17 protein-coding genes are annotated in these 18,809 nt (G+C 66.1%); 6 read left to right on the top strand and 11 right to left on the bottom strand.

All coding sequences use genetic code 11. The annotated features are described in order from the left end of the window. The 3 genes from QZ814_RS15565 to QZ814_RS15555 all read right to left on the bottom strand — a co-directional run. On the bottom strand, positions 1 to 448 hold a 448-nt coding region (locus QZ814_RS15565; RefSeq protein WP_294334052.1), incomplete at its 3' end, for a ribonucleotide-diphosphate reductase subunit beta. 213 nt (positions 449 to 661) lie between these two features. Further along, entirely contained in the window at positions 662 to 883 is a 222-nt protein-coding gene (locus QZ814_RS15560; RefSeq protein WP_294334048.1) for a hypothetical protein, read from the bottom strand. Next, complete coding sequence (locus tag QZ814_RS15555; protein WP_294334045.1) at positions 880 to 1,215, bottom strand: hypothetical protein; 336 nt, start codon at positions 1,213 to 1,215, stop codon at positions 880 to 882. Before QZ814_RS15555 ends, QZ814_RS15560 begins: the two co-directional genes overlap by 4 nt. 98 nt (positions 1,216 to 1,313) lie before the next feature. Between QZ814_RS15555 and QZ814_RS15550 the strand changes: the two genes are divergently transcribed. After that, the gene (locus QZ814_RS15550) at positions 1,314 to 1,577 is read left to right on the top strand and encodes a DUF2171 domain-containing protein (protein WP_294334042.1); all 264 of its coding nucleotides are present in this window, start codon (positions 1,314 to 1,316) and stop codon (positions 1,575 to 1,577) included. Between the two features lie 388 nt (positions 1,578 to 1,965). Here the strand turns inward: QZ814_RS15550 and QZ814_RS15545 are convergent, their stop codons facing one another. The 4 genes from QZ814_RS15545 to QZ814_RS15530 all read right to left on the bottom strand — a co-directional run bounded on the left by QZ814_RS15545 (position 1,966) and on the right by QZ814_RS15530 (position 6,144). Next, positions 1,966 to 2,103 (bottom strand): hypothetical protein, encoded by a 138-nt coding sequence (locus QZ814_RS15545; protein ID WP_294334038.1) that lies wholly within the window; start codon positions 2,101 to 2,103, stop codon positions 1,966 to 1,968. A 31-nt stretch (positions 2,104 to 2,134) separates the two neighbouring features. After that, positions 2,135 to 2,689: a fasciclin domain-containing protein gene (locus QZ814_RS15540; RefSeq protein WP_294334035.1), complete on the bottom strand. Its 555-nt coding sequence runs from the start codon at positions 2,687 to 2,689 to the stop codon at positions 2,135 to 2,137. A gap of 246 nt (positions 2,690 to 2,935) precedes the next feature. Further along, on the bottom strand, positions 2,936 to 4,825 hold the full coding sequence (locus QZ814_RS15535; protein ID WP_294334032.1) for a ribonucleoside-diphosphate reductase subunit alpha: 1,890 nt from the start codon (positions 4,823 to 4,825) through the stop codon (positions 2,936 to 2,938). A 437-nt stretch (positions 4,826 to 5,262) separates the two neighbouring features. Beyond that, entirely contained in the window at positions 5,263 to 6,144 is an 882-nt protein-coding gene (locus QZ814_RS15530) for an AraC family transcriptional regulator (protein ID WP_294334028.1), read from the bottom strand. A gap of 140 nt (positions 6,145 to 6,284) precedes the next feature. Between QZ814_RS15530 and QZ814_RS15525 the strand changes: the two genes are divergently transcribed. Then, the gene (locus tag QZ814_RS15525) at positions 6,285 to 7,853 is read left to right on the top strand and encodes an amidase (RefSeq protein ID WP_294334025.1); all 1,569 of its coding nucleotides are present in this window, start codon (positions 6,285 to 6,287) and stop codon (positions 7,851 to 7,853) included. 83 nt (positions 7,854 to 7,936) lie between these two features. Further along, on the top strand, positions 7,937 to 8,482 hold the full coding sequence (locus QZ814_RS15520) for a hypothetical protein (RefSeq protein WP_294334024.1): 546 nt from the start codon (positions 7,937 to 7,939) through the stop codon (positions 8,480 to 8,482). Positions 8,483 to 8,537: 55 nt separating this feature from the next. Here the strand turns inward: QZ814_RS15520 and gpmA are convergent, their stop codons facing one another. Further along, positions 8,538 to 9,224, bottom strand: coding sequence for a 2,3-diphosphoglycerate-dependent phosphoglycerate mutase (gene gpmA / locus QZ814_RS15515; protein WP_294334022.1), 687 nt, complete (start codon positions 9,222 to 9,224; stop codon positions 8,538 to 8,540). 76 nt (positions 9,225 to 9,300) lie between these two features. Here gpmA and QZ814_RS15510 point away from each other — a divergent pair, with 76 nt between their 5' ends. From QZ814_RS15510 to QZ814_RS15500, 3 genes are all read left to right on the top strand, one after another. Then, a complete protein-coding gene (locus tag QZ814_RS15510) occupies positions 9,301 to 10,026 on the top strand; it encodes a dienelactone hydrolase family protein (protein WP_294334020.1) in 726 nt (241 codons plus the stop codon). A gap of 1 nt (position 10,027) precedes the next feature. Next, entirely contained in the window at positions 10,028 to 11,131 is a 1,104-nt protein-coding gene (locus QZ814_RS15505) for an FUSC family protein (RefSeq protein WP_294334018.1), read from the top strand. A 133-nt stretch (positions 11,132 to 11,264) separates the two neighbouring features. After that, complete coding sequence (locus QZ814_RS15500; RefSeq protein WP_294334015.1) at positions 11,265 to 13,775, top strand: TonB-dependent receptor plug domain-containing protein; 2,511 nt, start codon at positions 11,265 to 11,267, stop codon at positions 13,773 to 13,775. A gap of 93 nt (positions 13,776 to 13,868) precedes the next feature. On the opposite strand, the gene QZ814_RS15495 is transcribed toward QZ814_RS15500, so the two are convergent. The 3 genes from QZ814_RS15495 to QZ814_RS15485 all read right to left on the bottom strand — a co-directional run bounded on the left by QZ814_RS15495 (position 13,869) and on the right by QZ814_RS15485 (position 18,738). After that, entirely contained in the window at positions 13,869 to 14,672 is an 804-nt protein-coding gene (locus QZ814_RS15495) for a LytTR family DNA-binding domain-containing protein (protein WP_294334012.1), read from the bottom strand. Next, positions 14,669 to 15,808: a histidine kinase gene (locus QZ814_RS15490; RefSeq protein ID WP_294334010.1), complete on the bottom strand. Its 1,140-nt coding sequence runs from the start codon at positions 15,806 to 15,808 to the stop codon at positions 14,669 to 14,671. Before QZ814_RS15490 ends, QZ814_RS15495 begins: the two co-directional genes overlap by 4 nt. Before the next feature lie 107 nt (positions 15,809 to 15,915). Further along, on the bottom strand, positions 15,916 to 18,738 hold the full coding sequence (locus tag QZ814_RS15485; RefSeq protein ID WP_294334008.1) for a TonB-dependent receptor: 2,823 nt from the start codon (positions 18,736 to 18,738) through the stop codon (positions 15,916 to 15,918). Between the last annotated feature and the right edge of the window lie 71 nt (positions 18,739 to 18,809).

The following is an 18,809-nucleotide window of genomic DNA, read 5'->3' as shown; positions in this document are numbered from 1 at the left end:
GCGTGCGCGCGATATCCTCGTCATTGTCGACGCCGAACTTCTGCAGATAGTCGTGCTTGTCCTTCATCTCGGCATATTCGAGGAAGGCGCCATATTCGCTCTCGGGCATGCCGATCGTGTCGAGCAGGTGGCTGTACGCCGCGATGTGCACCGTCTCCATGTTGGAGAAGGCGGTGAGCATCATCTTCACCTCGGTCGGCTTGAACACGCGGCCGTATTTCTCGTGGTAGCAATCCTGCACTTCCACGTCGGCCTGGGTGAAGAAGCGGAAGATCTGGGTGAGCAGGTTGCGCTCGTGATCCGACAGCTTCTGCGCCCAGTCGCGGCAATCCTCGCCCAGCGGCACCTCTTCCGGCAGCCAGTGGACCTGCTGCTGGCGCTTCCAATATTCATAGGCCCAGGGATATTCGAAGGGCTTGTAGGTCTTGCGGGCTTCGAGAAGCGACATCTGGGGTACTCCGGCAGGTATTCGTTAGATTCGGTAGAAACGGGAAAACTGAGATCCCCCCCCCCCCCCCCGAGGGGGAGGGGGACCGCCCAGAGGGCGGTGGAGGGGTATCGCGGCCGGGGACGAAGGCAGACACCCCCAGCGGGGACACCCCTCCGTCAGGCCTGCGGCCTGCCACCTCCCCTTGCAGGGGAGGATTGCGGAAGAAGCCGCTCACGCCACTCCTCCCGCACTCGCAAAGGTCAGCGCGAAGCCGGTGAGGAACAGGCCGAGCGCGACCAGCATCATGCCGGCGATGCGCAGCGCATAGGTCGCCGGCTCGCTGGCCTCGATGCGCAGCAGCCTACGCGCCGCCGAGGGGCGGAGGAGGACGATCAGTCCTGCCGTGCCCGAGGCGATGCCGAGGCCGGCCTGAAGGGCGAGCGTGCGCGTCATTGGTCGATCACCCGTCCGCGGACGGTCTTCATGCCATCGCGCACGACGATGCGCTCGCGATAGACGACCTTGCGGCCACCCTGCGCGCCGACGCCTAAGAACACCACGCCGATGAAGAAGCCGAAATCATACCAGCCGCCATTGTTCGGCACCGCATAGACGGCGACGTCCGGGAAGAGCAGCGACAGCCCCCAGGCGACCGGAAAGATGAAGCCGTGCCACAGCCCGAGCAGGAAGCCCGGGGCCTGCGGCTGCACCGCGCTCGGCGCCTGGTGCGCGCAGGCGGCGAGCAGGGCGAGGGCGGCAAGGGTCACGGCAGTGCGGATCTTCATGCAGCTATCCCTGCGTATGGCAGACGTCCCTTGGTGCAATGTGCATCGATTGGGCTGCGCGTGCGTTCGGTGCGCGAACCCCTAGCAGGAGAAGACCCATGGCAGATCTGAGCGCAATCAAGGAGCATATGGAAGTCATCGGCGCCGACGGCGTCCATGTCGGCACCGTCGACCATGTCGATGGCGACCGCATCAAGCTGACCAAGAAGGACTCGGGCGCGCAGATCGAAGGCGCCGAGGGCAGCCATGAAGGGCACCACCACTATCTCTCCGGCGGCCTGGTCGCCGAAGTCGAGGGCGACAAGGTCCGCCTGTCGGCCAACGCCGACGTCGCGGCCGAACTGTTCGAAGAAGAAGCCTGACACCGGGCGGCGGGGGGAGCCTCTGCTTCCCCCGCATTGCCGGGTGCGGCCGGCCGCGCGCACGATGCTGCGCGCCCGACGCCGTGATCCCACCATCGTCGAGGACAGGGCGCCCGGAGCGCGAAGATCGATACGATGCGGGCGCATGACAGGCTTTCAGCGATACCTTAATCTGTGCAGGCGCCGCGTTTCGGCGCTACCAATTCCAGGTCGCCAACCCTATCGAAATCGCCCGCGCCGCGCCACCGAAATAGCGGTACCGGCGCAAGTTTTGGCTGTGGATAATCCGACATCTAGAGGCTGTGGCCAGCCATCTGCCCCCAGATATGGTAGAACGGTTTTGCACGCGGTGCGCCGGGAGAAGCTTTGCCTCCCCCGGCGCGGCATGTCAGGTGAAGGACCAGGAATTCGGTGTATCCGACGCCATCAGCGAGATACGAAACGCGATCACCGCGATCCAGAAGAGCACGAAGAGAAGCGCACCCCATTTCAGGGCCAGCCGCTTGCGTCGTTCCAGCTTCTGCATGTCGCTATCCTCCTTTCACCATCGCCTTGGATCAGGGCATCAGCACGTGATCGACCACGTGCACCACGCCGTTTGACTGCGGCACGTCGGCGATCGTCACCATGGCCTGGCCGCCCTTGGCATCGGTGAGCACGACGTTGCCGCCCGACAGGCTGGCCTTCAGCGTCTCGCCCTGCACCGTCTTCAGTATCGCGGTGCCGCCGCCGGCCTTGATCTTGCCGATCAGCTGGGTCGCGGTGACCTTGCCCGGCACGACATGGTAGGTGAGGATGCTGGTCAGCGTCGCCTTGTTCTCGGGCTTCAGCAGCGTGTCGACGGTGCCGGCGGGCAGCATGGCGAATGCGGCATTGGTCGGTGCGAACACGGTGAACGGGCCCTTGCCGTTCAGCGTGTCGACCAGACCCGCCGCCTTCACTGCCGCCACCAGCGTGGTGTGATCCGCCGACTGCGCGGCGTTTTCGACGATCGTCTTGCTGGCGACCATCTCGGCGCCGCCGACCATTTTCGATTGGGCGAAGGCCGAGACCGGCGTTGCGGCAACGACGAGGCCGCCAAGAGCGGCAATCAGCAATTTTGAAACGGGCACGATCAATCTCCTCAACCTGGATCAGGTTTGGAGAAAACCGTGGAATCATCTTGGCGTTGCCACCCCCGTCCCTAGGGGAAGTCGGCGGAATTTTGCTAAGCTACTGATATTCAAGGGTCGGGTTCAACGGTTGGCGGTGAACCTGCCCCTTTGTGCAGCCCCCGATGCAATACGCCCTCCCGGTCCGGCGGACGGGGAGGGCGTGAGATCGTCAGACGGGCGACCGACTAGCGGCCGCTGCCGAGATCACTGGCACGCCAGGCATTCGTCGTAATCGGTCGACTCGCCCAGATCGAACTTGGGCTTTTCGATCGTGTTGTCGGCCTCGACCCCGCCGGCGAACCCGGCGCGCTGCACCGACTTCGAGCGCAGATAGTAGAGCGACTTGATGCCCAGTTCCCAGGCGCGGAAGTGGAGCATCAGCAGGTCCCACTTTTCCACGTCGGCCGGGATGAACAGGTTGAGCGACTGCGCCTGGTCGATGAACGGCGCGCGATCGCCCGCCAGTTCGAGGATCCAGCGCTGGTCGATCTCGAAGCTGGTCTTGTACGTGTCCTTCTCTTCCGGCGTCAGGAAGTCGAGGTGCTGGACCGAGCCGCCCTGCTCGAGGATCGAATTCCACACCGCATCGGAATTCTTCGACTTCTCGCGGAGCAGCTTCTCCAGATACGGATTGCGCACCGAGAAGGAGCCGCTAAGCGTCTTGTGGGTGTAGATGTTCGCCGGGATCGGCTCGATGCAGGCGCTGGTGCCGCCGCAGATGATCGAGATCGACGCGGTCGGCGCGATCGCCATCTTGCAGCTGAAGCGCTCCATCACGCCCATGTCGGCCGCATCCGGGCAGGGCCCGCGCTCGACGGCGAGCGCCATCGAGGCTTCGTTCACCTGCGCGCTGACATGCTTGAAGATGCGCAGGTTCCAGCTCTTCGCCATCGCGCCTTCGAACGGGATGCCGCGCGCCTGAAGGAAGCTGTGGAAGCCCATCACGCCGAGGCCGACCGAACGCTCGCGCGCCGCCGAATAGCGGGCACGGGCCATCTCGTCGGGCGCGCGCTCGATATAGTCGGTCAGCACATTGTCGAGGAAGCGCATCACGTCCTCGATGAACAGCTTGTCCTTGTTCCACTCGTCCCAGGTTTCGAGGTTGAGCGAGGAGAGGCAGCACACCGCGGTGCGATCATTGCCGAGATGGTCGCGGCCGGTGGGCAGCGTGATTTCCGAGCACAGGTTCGAGGTCGATACCTTGAGGCCCAGATCGCGGTGGTGCTTCGGCATGGTCGAGTTCACGTGATCCGAGAACACGATGTAGGGCTCGCCGGTGGCGAGGCGGGTCTCGACCAGCTTCTGGAACAGCGCGCGCGCATCGACCGTGGCGCGGACCGAGCCGTCCTTCGGGCTCTTGAGCTGCCATTCGCGGCCGTCGCGCACCGCTTCCATGAACGCATCGGGGATCAGCACGCCGTGGTGCAGGTTGAGCGCCTTGCGGTTGAAGTCGCCCGACGGCTTGCGGATCTCGAGGAACTCCTCGATCTCCGGGTGCGAGATGTCGAGATAGCAGGCGGCCGAACCGCGGCGCAGCGAGCCCTGCGAGATCGCCAGCGTCAGCGAATCCATCACGCGGACGAAGGGGATGATGCCGCTGGTCTTGCCGTTGAGGCCGACCGGCTCGCCGATGCCGCGCACGCTGCCCCAATAGGTGCCGATGCCGCCGCCGCGCGAGGCGAGCCAGACATTCTCGTTCCAGGTCTGGACGATGCCGTCCAGGCTGTCCGGCACCGAGTTCAGATAGCAGCTGATCGGCAGGCCGCGGCCCGTGCCGCCGTTCGACAGCACCGGCGTCGCCGGCATGAACCACAGCTTGGAGATGTAATCGTACAGGCGCTGGGCGTGCGCCTGGTCGTCGGCATAGGCCGAGGCGACGCGGACGAACAGGTCCTGATAGCTTTCGCCGGGAAGGAGATAGCGGTCCTTCAGCGTCTCCTTGCCGAAATCCGTGAGCAGCGCGTCGCGCGCATGATCGACTTCGACCGGATAGGGCTGCGGCACGATCGCCTTGCTGTCGAGCGCCTTGCTGGCGGGGGCGGCTTCGATGGTGGCGGTCTCGTTCACGCTGTTCTCACTATCCCTGAATTCCATTACTCGGACCCCTGTCTTCCTGCTGCACGCAACAACCGACTCGGGGCACGATACAGAGCGTAGCACCAGCCGGGTTTGCGCGAGAACAAAAAGTGTCCATCGGCCCGGTGCCCGGCACGAGTCTGCCTAGGCCGCATATGGAGATGCGGACGATAGGTTACCAGTGCTTGGGCTTGCCCCTTGGTGCGACCACTACAGATTGTGCCAATCCGAGTCCGGGCACAAGAGCCCAAATGAAGCTGGAATGCAACGGCTCATCGCTGAAATGACTCGGCTCATGGCAGGGCGGGCGCGTGCAAAAAGCCGCGACGCGCGGTCTTCCCTTGCCTCCGGAAAAGGCAAGGGAACGAACGTGGAACTGCAAATAAATTTTGGGGGATGAATCACCCCCGCCACAACCGCTGGTGGGCGTGGCGGCGCAAGCTGCACCATGGGGGCTACCGGAGCGGCAGATACAGCTCGGTCACCGATTCATGCTCGGGCACGTCGGGAAAGAAGGCGACGCGCCTGGCGAAGAGCGGGAAGTCGCCGGGTTCCTCACCGCTTTCGGGCAGCCATTCGCGGTAGAGGAACAGCGCGGCGGGCTCGAGATCGTCGGCTTGGCCCACCACCCGCAGCATCGCGCAGCGGCTTGCCGGGATCAGGCCGGGTTCGATGTCGCGGGCGGCGTCTGCAACCGGATGCGCCACACCGGCGCACAGGTCGAGCCGATAGTCTTCGGGCGGCGTGGTGCGCGGGTCGGTGTGGAAGATGGTGAAGGTGGCGCTGGCCGGCGGGCGGTGGCCGGTCGTCTTGCGCCAGGTGATGAAGCGGCGGATCGTGTCGCCGAGATGGGCGTGATCGCCGCGGTGGGTGAGGAAGGCTACCGGGGTGGCGGGGAAGTCTAGAAGGGTCACCTGGTCTGCGGTGAATCGGGTCTGCATCGTCTGGCTCCTTGCTTGGGTGAGCGGCGCGAGCGCCGCGTGCCAGGGCTGCCAGTCCGGCGCCGCGCGGAACTGCGAGGGCGCCTGGCCGAAGCGCTGGCGGAAGGCCCGGGCGAAGGCCTCGGGCGCTTCATAGCCGGCGTCGAGCGCGATGCCGGTGATCGGCTCGCCGGGCCGATAGGCGAGGCGATAAGAGGCCCGCTTCATCCGCACGAGCTGGACGTAGCGATGCACCGACAGGCCGAACAGCGCGCTGAACTGGCGGTGGAAATGATGCTTCGAAAACGCCGCGACACCCGCCAGCGTCTCCAGGTCGAGATCGTCCTCGGCATGCGTGTCGACATGGTCGAGCACGCGCTGCATCCGGGCATGGTAGCGGGCGAGCGGCGTCTGCATCAGTTCCTCCGTGGCGACGCCTTCCTATGCGGCGGTGGTGCGGCCCGCCCGACCGATCTTGCCCTATGTCAATCGGGGCAGGATTGCGCTTGTCCGGTGTCACGTTAGGCTGCTGCCAAACCAGACAAAAGGGGGCTGCGATGCGGATTTGGGGTGTTGCGATGCTGGCGCTTGTCATTGCCGGTCCGGCAGTGGCGCAGGTGCAGGTGGACGAGGTGCCGGCGACGCGGATCGCCGCCGATCTGGCTTCCGGCAAGACGAGCAGCGCGGCAGTGACCGCCGCTTATCTCGCCCGCATCGCGGCGATGGACCAGAAGGGCCCGACGCTGCGCTCGGTGATCGCGGTCAGCCCCGACGCGCTCGCCCAGGCACGTGCCAGCGACGCACGCCGCAAGGCCGGCAAGCCGCTCGGCCCGCTCGATGGCGTGCCGGTGCTGATCAAGGACAATATCGAGACGAAGGAGCTGCCGACCACCGCCGGCAGCCTGGCGCTCAAGGACAACCGCACCGGCCGCGACGCGCCGGTGGTGGCGCAGCTGCGTGCGGGCGGCGCGGTTATCCTCGGCAAGACCAATCTCAGCGAATGGGCCAATATCCGCTCCGATCATTCGATGAGCGGGTGGAGCGCGGTCGGTGGGCTGGTGCGCAACCCCTATGCGCTCGATCGCACCTCCTGCGGCTCGTCGAGCGGGTCGGGGGCGGCGGCCGCGGCGAGCTTCGCGGCGGTCGCGGTCGGCACCGAGACCGATGGTTCGGTGGTGTGCCCCTCGGTGATGAACGGGCTGGTCGGCCTCAAGCCGACGCTCGGGCTGGTGAGCCGCACGCACGTCGTGCCGATCAGCCACAGCCAGGATACGCCGGGGCCGATGGGGCGCAGCGTGGCGGACGTGGCGCTGCTCTTCTCGGCGATGGTCGGCGAGGATCCCGCCGATCCCGCGACCAAGGGCGCAAATGCGTATCGCAAGGACTATGCGCAGGGCCTCGCGGCCGATGCGCTGAAGGGCATGCGCATCGGCTATTGGCGGCCGGAGATGGCGGACGATCTCGCCGCCCGGTTCGACAAGGCGCTGGACGCGCTGCGCGGGGCCGGCGCGACGCTGGTCGAGGTGAAGGTGCCCAAGCTCGACGGGCTGGGCGAAGCCGAGGGTCTGGTACTCTATACCGAGCTTAAGGCCGATCTCGCCGCGTATCTCGCCACCACGCCGGCGGCGGTGAAGGTGCGGACGCTGGCCGACGTGATCGCCTTCAACAAGGCCCACATGGCCGACGAGCTGGCGTTCTTCGGCCAGGAAACCTTCGTCAAGGCCGAGGCCACCAAGGGCCTCGACGATCCCGACTACAAGGCGGCGCGGGCCAAGTCGCAGCGGCTCGCCGGACCGGAGGGCATCGATGCGATGCTCAAGGCGGCGGGCGCCGAGGTACTGGTGACGCCCACCTATGGCACGCCGTGGTTGAGCGACCCGGCGCATGGCGACCAGTTCGTCGGCCCCTCGGCGAGCGAGCTGCCGGCGGTATCCGGCTATCCGCACCTCACGGTGCCGATGGGGCTGGTGAACGGGCTGCCGGCAGGCCTCTCGTTCATCGGCACGGCCTATTCGGACGGGCTGCTGCTGCGCGCGGGCTATGCGTATGAGCAGGCGAGCAAGGCGCGGGTGGCGCCGGCGTACCGGGCGACGATCCCGGCGGATCTGGGGCCGCGCGGGCGGTGAGGCGGGTTTGATATGGCGCCGGCGCGCAAACCGGCGGATAGGAGGTCGGCTGGCGCGCGAAGGCGTCGTTGGTTGGGGGACGTATGGAAGCGTTTGAGCGGGTCCGCCTGCCGGGGGAGCAACTGCTTTGGGAAGGGCGGCCCTATACGGGGCTGATGTTCCGGCCGATTGATATCTTCCTGGTGCCCTTCTCCCTTGTGTGGGCGGGCTTTCCTGCATCGATGCTCTTTCAGGACGGACTTGCGGAAGTGCCCGGACCCGCGGTCATGATTTCCGGCCTCTTTCTCGTCATAGGCGTTTACGCGACGGTGGGACGCTTCTTGCTCGACATCGCTATCCGCCGCACGCTGCGCTACGCCGTCACCAACAAGCGCGTGCTGATCCTGCGCGGGAAATCGGGATTGCGCTCTGTCACTATCAACGCCTTGCCGATGTTGGATCTGCACGAGCGATCGGACGGTAGTGGCACGCTCCGCTTCGGATCGGGCGGGGGGCTGCTGCAGGGCGGCAACTTCGCCGTTTGGCAGCCTACCTTTGACTCGGTGCCGCAGTTCCTGCGCATCCCGAACGCGCGGGCGGTGTATGAGCTGATCGATCGGGTCGGGCGCGGCGAGGCGGCGGCAGGCTGAACGCGCTGCGCAGCCTTAGCCCCTCCCCTTCAGGGGAGGGGCTTAAGGACAGAACTCACCGCTCGCTCAGATAGTAGCGCTCGATTTCCTTCAGCTCGTCGTCGAGCTGGTACACGATCGGCTGGCCGGTCGGGATTTCCAGGCTGACGATGTCCTCGTCGGCGATGCCGGACAGGTGCTTCACCAGCGCGCGCAGCGAGTTGCCGTGCGCGGCGATCAGCACGCGCTTGCCGGCCTTGAGTTCCGGCGCGATCCGCCGTTCCCAATAGGGCAGCACGCGGGCGATCGTGTCCTTCAGGCTCTCGGTCTGCGGAATCGGGATGCCGGCATAGCGTGGGTCCTTGGTCAGGTCCCAGGGCGAGCCGGCCTCGGGGAGCGGCGGCGGCACGTCGAAGCTGCGGCGCCAGATCTTCACCTGCTCGTCGCCATGCTTGGCTGCGGTCTCCGCCTTGTCGAGGCCGGTCAGGCCGCCATAATGGCGCTCGTTGAGGCGCCAGTCCTTTTCTTCGGGCAGCCACAGGCGGTTCATCGCCTCCAGCGCCAGGTGCAGCGTCTTGATCGCGCGGCTCTGGAAGCTGGTGAAGCACTGGTCGAAGTCGAGGCCCTTTTCCTTCATCAGCGTGCCGGCGGCGGTCGCCTCGCGCACGCCCTGCTCGGTCAGGTCGACGTCCCACCAGCCGGTGAAGCGGTTTTCCAGGTTCCAGGCCGACTGGCCGTGGCGGATCAGGACGAGGGTGGGCATGGGCGTTCTCCTTGTAACTGCGCGTCGCCGTCCTTAGCGAAAGGGCCGACAGGGACAAGCGCAGGAGACGACAAGCATGGCGGTGGTTCGGCAGACGCTGGTCTATGAGGGCCCGGGTGGCCCGTTCGAGGGCGTGGCGGCATGGGACGATGCGGTATCGGGGCCGCGCCCCGCGGTGCTGGTCCTCCCCAACATCCTCGGCCAGAAGGAGGAGGACAATGTGAAGGCCGATGCGCTGGCGGCGCTCGGCTATGTCGCGCTGGTCGCGGACGTCTATGGCCAGGGCAAGCGCACGACGCTGAGCGATCCGGACATGGGTCGCTACATGGCCGAGCTCAATGCCGATCGCACGTTGCTGCGGACGCGGCTGGAGGCGTCGCTCGCGGCGCTCACCGGGCTGGCGCAGGCCGATGCCGGGCGCACGGCGGCGATCGGCTTCTGCTTCGGCGGCAAGTGCGTGCTCGACATGGCGCGTGCCGGGCTGCCGATCCTGGGCGGCGTCTCGTTCCACGGTGTCTATGACCGGCCAGACTATGCCAGCGTCTCGCCGATCACCGCCCAGCTGCTGGTCTGCCATGGCTGGGAGGATCCGATCGCCCCGCCCGAGGCGACCGTTGCGCTGGCCCGGGAACTGACCGAGGCCGGCGCCGACTGGCAGCTCCATGCCTATGGCCATGCCGGCCATGCCTTCACCGATGTCAGCCGCAAGCAGGGTCCGAACCCCAAGGTCGCGTTCGAGCCCAAGGCGGACCGTCGCAGCTGGCAGGCGATGACCAACTTCCTCGCCGCGCTGTTCGGATGAGATGAACGCCCGCGCCGCCTGGAACGCCTTGCTTGCACGGATCAGCCCGCGCACGGTCGACGCCGGCGAGTGCGTGGCCTCGGTGTTGCTGGCGATCCTGGTGGCGCACGCGATCGGCGGCGACAATGTCGCCTGGGCGGCGTTCGCCGGCTATATGGTGATGCGCGGCCATGCCAGCGAGACGGTGCTGCGCGGGCTGCTGCGAATCGTCGGCACGGTGGCGGGCGGGCTGCTCGCTCTCGGACTGGCGCCGCTGGTCGCCGCCAGCTGGGCCGGCAGCGCGGTGGCACTGCTGGTGGTGGGCACGCTGAGCCTCTACCGCGCGCTCACCGCCCGGCGATCCTATGCCTGGCTGTTCTTCGGCCTCACCTTCGCGATGGTGCTGCTCGACAAGATCGAGACGCCGGCCACCGCGCTCGACCGGTTCGTGCTCACCCGCATCCTGGAGACGGTGGCGGGTACGGTTTCCTGCATGGCGGTCAGCATCGTCTCGACGCTGACCGTCCGACGGCGCTGGCCGGCCGAGCGCACGCCCCCGCCACCGGAAGCGCTGTGGCATCCCGCGGCGTTCGCCCATGCGGCGCAGGCAGGGATCGCGCTCGCGCTCCTGATCGGGGTGGCGCGCGCGTTCGCCCTGCCGGCGCTGGCGCAGAGCGCGGTGGGCGTGATGGCGGTGATGCTCGTGCCCACCCAGGGGCTGGGCCGCGGTGGGCTGATACCGGTGAGCGTCCGGTTGGCGCAGCGCTTCGTCGGGTGCCTTGCCGGCGCGGCGATGGCGGCCCTGTGTCTGCTCCTCGCGCAGGGGCATGCGCCGATCCTGATCGCGGGTACCGCGATCGGCGTGGCGATCGGGCGCGCCATCGAGAACGGGCCGCACAGCTATCGCTATGTCGGCACGCAGTTCACGTTGGCCGTGCTCGTGATGCTGGTGCCGGACAGCTATGCCGATGGCGATGTGACGCCCGGCATCGAGCGGCTGCTCGCCGTGCTGATCGGCATGGCGGTGCTGGAGCCGGTGCTGCTGCTCGGCCACTGGCTGATGCCGCGCTACGGCACCGACACCGCGGGGCCGCCGCGGGCGATGGACGAGCCCGGCGGGGTCTAGTGCCGCTGCGAACGGTAACCGACGCAAAAGAGCAACGTCACGCCAGTTTTATCGAAACGCCCCCGAACTGAAACATGTCGGCCGTAGCGGCGCGTTCGCAACCGCAACACCCGCGAGACCTGGGGGGTCCGTCATGAAATTCCACACCGCACTCCGCGCGACCGTTTCCGTCGCCGCGTTCCTTACCGCCGCTGCCGCGCTTCCGGCGCAGGCGCAGGAGACCGCCAAGGTCGCCGCCGATGCCGATACCGGCAGCACGGAGGACACCGCCGGGACCATCGTCGTCACCGCCAAGACCACCCGCTCGGCCACCGCGATCTCGGCGGAGGAGATCCAAAAGATCCTTCCCGGCGTCTCGCCGCTCAAGGCGATCCAGACGCTGCCCGGCGTGCTCTACATCACCGCCGATCCCTGGGGGAACAACGAGCAGAACGCCCAGATCTTCATCCACGGCTTCAACTTCCAGCAGCTCGGCTACACGATGGACGGGGTGCCGCTGGGCGACCAGAGCTACGGGAATTACAACGGCCTCTCGCCGCAGCGCGCGGTGATCTCGGAGAATGTCGGCCGCGTCGTGGTGACCACCGGCGCCGGCGATCTCGGCACGCCGTCCACCAGCAATCTGGGCGGCACGGTCGAGACCTTCTCGGCCGACCCGGCCAAGACGATGGGCGGTACCTTCAATCAGACGGTGGGCAGCTACGGCACCTCGCGCACCTATCTCCGCCTCGACAGCGGCGCCTTCGGACCCGGTGGCGAGAACAGCGCCTATGTGTCCGGCGTGCGCCAGCGTGCGCGTGCCTGGGACTTCAACGGCATCCAGGGCGGCTGGCAGGCGAACGGCAAGTTCGTCCACGATAACGCCGCGGGCAAGCTGACCGTGTTCTTCGACTATTCGGACAAGAAGGAGCCGAACGAGGACGCAACCACCTTCTTCAAGCCCTCGGCTGGTGGCACCGCAACGGCAGCGCAGCTCTACACCCCGCGCACCCGCCCCTTCTATTATGCCGACCTCACCGGCATGCGCGCCTATATGGACGCGTTCGGCAACACCCCCGCGTCGAACGGCGGCAACTACCGCAACTATTATTCGGATGCGCAGCGCACCGACTATCTGACCTATGCCCGCTACGACGCCAAGCTCGGCGACCGTGCGACCTGGTCCAACACGGCCTATTACCATCATAACGACGGCGTCGGCGTCGTTGCGGGACCGCTCGGACAGTCGATCACGGTGATCCAGGCCTATCTCGATCCGAACTATGCCACCGGCCCCAAGTACAAGGCCAACGCCAACGCCTCGGCAGCGCTCGTCGCGGCGACCGGCGGCTCGGGCCTGGTGACGCGCACCACCGAATATCGCATCGATCGCGAGGGCGGCATCTCGAACCTCGACCTCGATTTCGGCGCGCATCAGGTTCAGCTCGGCGCCTGGTTCGAGCACAACAGCGCGACGCAGTGGCGCCGCTGGTACGGCCTGGACGTCAACAATCCGGCGTCGAGCAGCCCCTATATCCGCCCGTCCAACCCGCTGTTCACCCAGTATCAGGGCGAGGCGCGCGTCAACGTGCTCCAGCTCCACCTGCAGGATGCCTGGAAGGTCAACGAGAAGCTGCGCGTCGAAGCCGGGGTGAAGACCAGCGCGCAATGGGCGAACGGGTGGTTCCCGGTGCAGCCGAAGCTCGGCTCGCTCTCCGGGCTGACCGGCAACCTGCCGAGCGGCCGGATCAACACCAAGAACTGGTTCCTGCCCTCGCTGGGCGCGACCTACGACCTGAACGGTCATGAGCAGCTCTACTTCAACGTCCAGAAGAACCTGCACCAGTATATGGCCTATCTGGGCGGCGGTTCGCTTTCGCCCTGGTTCACCGGCAGCCAGTCGGCCTTCGACGCCTTCGCCCAGCAGGGCAAGCCGGAAACCAGCTGGACCTACGAAGCCGGCGCGCGCACGCACCGCAGCTTCGACGGCTTCCTGAGCGGGCTCGACGCGCAGGTGAACTATTACCACGTCACCTTCAGCAACCGCCTGCTGGCGATCAGCACCAACCCGGGCGGCATCGCCGGCGGTGCGATCACCGGCGGCACCTCGATCCTGGTGAACGTCGGCAGCGTGCACACCGACGGCGTCGACGCCGCCTTCACGCTGCACTTCGGCCGCGCGCTGTCGCTGTACAACGCCACCTCGTACAACAGCTCGACCTATCAGAGCGACTATAGCTCGACGGCGCTGGGCATCGGCGCGGCGGTGCCGGGCTGCATCGGCGGCTATGTCGTGAGCGGCGGCGTGGTGCCGACCTGCGGCAAGCAGGTGCCGGGCTCGCCGAAGTGGATGAACAAGTCGGTCGCGACGCTGTCGCTCGGCGCGTTCGAGGCGCAGGTGACCGGCGACTATGTCGGCCGCCGCTACGCGACCTACACCAACGACACCAGCGTGAAGTCCTACTTCCTCACGTCGCTGCGCATCGCCGCCAAGCTGCCGGCGGAGATGGTGCGGCTGAAGAAGGCGGAGCTGAGCCTCAACGTCACCAACCTGGCGGATGTGGGCGGCTGGTCGACGATCTCGGTCGGCTCGGCGACCAACAGCTATTCGGTCTATCCGAATGCGCCGCGCCAGTGGTTCCTGACCTTGTCTGCCGGGTTCTGATCGGCCGGACCGGGTAGAGAAAAGGCCTCGTCCTGCCGGACGAGGCCCTTTGCTTTGCTGTCCCCCCGCCCTCGTGCGGGGATGGCGAGAGGGTCAGTGGACGAAGCGCGCCACCACGTCGCGATAGGAGCGCGAGACCTTCACCTGCGCGCCCGATTCGAGCACCAGGAAACACTCGCCATTGGTGTGCGGCTTTACCTGGCGCACCAGGTCGAGATTGACGATCGTCGAGCGATGCACGCGCTGGAACCGGCGCGGGTCGAGCCGCTTTTCCAGGTCCTTCATCGTCTCGCGCAGCACCAGGTTATTCTCGCCGGTGTAGATCACCATGTAGTCGCCGGCCGCGTCGATCCGCTCGATCGTGTCGACGTCGACGCGGAAGATCTGGCCGCGATCCTTGATGTTGATGAGCTTCTCGAAGCGGTTCGCTGCCGGCTCGCCGCCGTCGCCCGTGGCGATGTCGTCGACCGCATCCGGCGCGACTTCGGCCAGCACTTCCTTCAGCTTCTCCACTTCCTCGACGCCGCGCTTCTCGGCGAGGCGCTGGCGGACGCGGTCGAGCGTGTCGGCGAGACGGGCCGGTTCGACCGGCTTCATCAGATAGTCCACCGCCTGCGCTTCGAAGGCGCGGATGGCGTGGTCGGAATAGGCAGTGACGAAGACGAACAGCGGCGGTTCGACCTCCATCAGGCCCTGGATCACCGAGAACCCGTCAAACCCCGGCATCTGGATGTCGAGGAAAACGAGGTCGGGCTTGTGCGTCTTGATCGATCGGATGGCTTCGCGGCCATTGGAGCATTTGTCGATAATTTCGACATCCTCATGCTCCTGGAGCCGGAGCTCGAGTCCCTGGATCGCCAGGGATTCGTCGTCGACGAGGATGGTACGGATGGTCATGCGGCCTCTCGGTTCGGTTCCTCAAGCTGGAACGGTATCTCGATCTCAACGCTGAAACCTTCCCCGGGTTTCGTTCGCGTCTCGAAACGATGGTCAGGCCCGAAGGCCTGTGCCAACCGCTCCCGTATATTGGCGAGCCCCACGCCAGTGGAAAGCGTCGGCCGGGGACGCGCTTCGATCAATCCCGGACCCGTATCGGACACGGCGATCTGCACCCTATCGCCGGTGAGCCGAGCCGAAACGATGATGTCGGCCCCCTCTTCCTGCGTACTCACTGCATATTTGATGGCATTTTCGACCAGCGGCTGGAGCAGCAGCGACGGCAGCCGCCCCTTGGCGACGCGTGGATCGAGGTCGAAATGCATCCGCAGGCGGTCGTCGAAGCGCATCTTCTCGATCTCGAGATAGAGCTTCAGCGTCTCAATCTCCTGCGCCAGCGTCACGTGCGCGGTGGGCTCGTTGGCCAGCGTGTAGCGCAGGAACGAGGACAGGCGGGACAGCATGATGTTCGCCCGTTCGGTCTGCTTGAGCAGCACCAGCGTCGAGATCGAGTTGAGCGTGTTGAACAGGAAATGCGGATTGAGCTGGTAGCGCAGCATCGCCAGCTGGGCGCTGGAGGCCTGGTTCTCCAGGATCTGCATCCGGTCGATCTGCTGCTCGACGATCAGGTAGAAGTTGATCCCGAAATACAGCGCCGACCAGCCGGCCAGCACCGTGAAGGTGAGGAAGCTGGCGCCGATCACGCGCGCCACGGTGATCCCGGGCTCGGCCGCGTTGAACGAATAGGTGAAGGCCTCCAGCGCCGCGTACAGCAGGGTCGCCACGCCCAGCGTGGCGAGGGTGAGCAGCACGGCAGGAATGCGCGGCAGCCGGCGGTAAAAGCCGTAGAGCGCGGACAGCAGCAGGGTGAGGCAATAGCCGACGATCGCTTCGATGATCGCCTTGATCAGGCCTTCGACGGACAAGCCGTTCGAAATCGATGAAACCGAGCGCAGCAGCAGATAGCCGCTCCAGCCGGTGGCCTGGAGGATCCAGAAGGCGCGGCCCTTGTCTTCGAAGAAGGGACGGGAAAACAGGTCGGGCTTGGAAAGGCCCAACGTCTTGACGCGCGGGAGCGGAAGCGAAGTCTTTGCCACAGCGCGCCTCTACCATCGGCGGGCGCCGGGGGCAAAGGCCGGCACAAAAGCAAACCGCCGCCCCGGTTGCCCGGGACGGCGGCTTGTTTCGGTATTCGTCGGTCGACTTAGAAGGCGACGACGAGCGAGCCGGTGATCGAACGCGGCGTGCCGATGATGGCGTTGCCGATCGAGTAGCGGTTCGGCAGGCCGACGAAGCCGCTCGAGCCGCTGAGGCCGCCGACGTAGAACTCGTCGAAAAGGTTGCTGACGTTGACCTGGAAGAAGGTCTTGTTGTTGTTGATCAGCTTGCCCAGGTTGAAGCGCACATCGACGTCCACGGTGACGTAGGACGGGATGCGGGCGCCATAGATCTTCACCTGCGACGCATCCGGGCAGAGGCCGCCGACGAGCGAGCCCGCGCAGGCATAGACCGGCAGGTTCTCGTCATTGACGAAGCGCGCGCCGGTGTACTTGCCCTGCACGCCCAGGTCGAACAGGCCGATAGTGCCCTGCGCGCGGCCACCGAACGTCCAGGTCGGCGAACCGCCTTCGCGCTTGCCCTTCGTCTGGAAGTAGTTGGTCGTGTAGGTGGTCACGCCGTTCGCGGTGGTCGAGAACTGGCCTGCCTCGATGTTGTCGCGGATCCGCGAGTGCAGATACGAAGCGAACGCATAGAGATTGAGGCGACGGATCGGGGTGTACTGAACCGAAGCTTCGGCGCCATACTTATCGACCGTGCCGAGGTTGCGATACACGCTGGTGTCGCTCTCGATGTCGTAGACCGAGACGGTGCGGTTCTGGAACTGGGTGTACCAGCCCGACAGCTGCGCCTGCACCTTGCTGGTGTTGTAGCGGAAGCCCAGGTCGAACGAGTCGGTCGTCTCCGGCTTCGGCGTCGCCTGCGAACTGCCCTTCGGATAGTAGAACGAGTTGTACAGGTTGTCCGTGCTCGGGACCGAGAGGCCCTTCGCATAGCTGGCATAGACGCTGTAGCCGTTGCCGAACTTGTAGGTCGCACCGATGTTCGGCAGCGCGCGGTTGTAGTTCAGCGTCCGGGCCTGCGGCGGCGCGAAGCCGATGACGCAGGCGTTCTTGAGGTTGGCGCACGAGCCGGTGGTCGGACGGTTCACGCTGCCCACCGTGGCCGTACCCGGCGCGAAGTAGGTGTAGGGGTTGGCCGCGGCGTAGGCAGCGACCTGATTCTGCGCGAGGCAGGCGACGTTGCCGTTGGCCTGGACCGTGAAGCAGAGCTGGTTCAGTTCGCGACGGAAGAACGGTGCGCGGACGCCCACGTTCACGGTCAGCGCCTCGTCGAAGAACTGGCCGCGATATTCCGCCGACACCTGGTTCAGGATCGCCTTCGAGCGACGGTTGCGCTTCTCGATCGGGTTGCCGTTGACGTCGAGAACGGGGTTGTTGACCGGGAAGACATCGAACGGTTCGCCATTGGCCTGGACGAGGCCGGCTTCGCCGGTCTGGCGGTGCTTGCCGTAGTCCAGCGTGTAGTTCAGGCGGATGCGGTTGTTTTCGTTCAGCTCGTAGGCGAGACCGGCGACCGCACCGAAGCGGCGGGTCTGGGTCTGGCTCGGTGCGATGCCGAGGATCGTGTCGAGCGTGTCGCCGTCGCCGTTCAGGTCACGGCCGACATAATAGCCGAAGCCGCCGGGCGAGCCGTTGCCGGTGTTGCCGGTGGTGTTGATCACGCCCTGCACGCTGCTGGCGGTGCAGGCGCGGTTGGTGGTGCTGCCCAGGTTGCCGCAGCCTTCGAGCAGGCTGACCGTGCCGCCGCCATTGGCCTTGGTGTACTGGTAGCTGGCGTCGAAGGTGAAGATCAGCTTCTCGGTCAGCGTGAAGCGCGAACCGAAGCGGACACTGCCGGTGTTCGACGGGTTGTAGCGGCGATCGAACTCCTGGCCGCAGCTGGCGCCGGCGGTCGGCGCGGCAGGGGCTGCCGCCAGCACGTCGGCGACGCCGGGGCGCGCGGTCGCATTCAGCGTGCACGGATAGTTGATGTTGTAGAAGCGCTCGCTGCGGGTCACCGGATAGCGGTTCGCGGTGTTCGGGCCGACGATGCGGGTGCCGGTGGGCGTCACCACGCCGTTGACGAGCGCGTAGCTTGCGGAGCCGTCGGTACGCAGCGGCACCGAGCCGAAGAAGTTGTTGCGGTTTTCGTTGTACTGGCCGGCAACCGAGACGAAGTCGCCATTGTCGCCCAGGCTCTTGTAGATACGGGCGTTGTACTGCTGCTTCTTCAGCTTGCCGTAGTTGTTGAACGGCTGGTTCGCTTCGGTGCTCGAGCCCGAGAAGAAGGCGCGGATGCCGGTATGGGCGATGTCGCCGGTGTCGATCATGCCGAACATGCGGTAGATCGGGCGGTGCATGTTGCCGCCTTCACCGATGTAATCGCCATAGGTGCCCGAGAGCATCGCACCGAACTGCTCGGAGGGAACGCGGGTGCGGATGTTGACGGTGCCGCCCACGGCCGACGCGGTCGGGCTGTCGACGTCGGTGGTGCCGAGGTTGACGCTGATCGACTCGAGCGTTTCCGGGTCCTGCTGCTGGTTCGAATAGATCGCGTAATTGCCGGTGTCGTTCAGCGGAATGCCGTCCAGCGTCTGCGAGATGCGCGAGCTGTCGAAGCCGCGGATCGTGAACGTGCCGCCGGCCGCGCCGGTCGCGTCGTTGTTCTGGAAGCTGACGCCCGGCACCATGTTGATGATGTCGTTGACGGTCTGGCCGGGGCGCTGGCGGCTGATGAGGTCGCGGCCCACGGTGATGCGCGACTTGGGAACGTCCGGGATGACGACCGATTCGTTGACCGTGCGGGCGCCGGTGACGACGATTTCGCTCGGCTCTTCGAAGCTGGTGGAGCCCGAAGACTGCGCAAAGGCGCTCGCCGGAAGAAGCAGGGCGGCAACGGCCACGCCCGCATAGAGGTTGGTTCGCATCTAGAGTTCCCTTTTAGAGCCTGTGGCTACCAGTCGCGGCGCTTCTCGCGCCATCTGTTCCGGCTGCCCCC

This window comes from uncultured Sphingomonas sp. (genome assembly GCF_913777625.1).
Lineage (GTDB): Bacteria > Pseudomonadota > Alphaproteobacteria > Sphingomonadales > Sphingomonadaceae > Sphingomonas.
The sequence above is the reverse complement of the archived record's forward strand: the minus strand, read 5'-3'. Positions and strand labels throughout refer to the sequence as shown.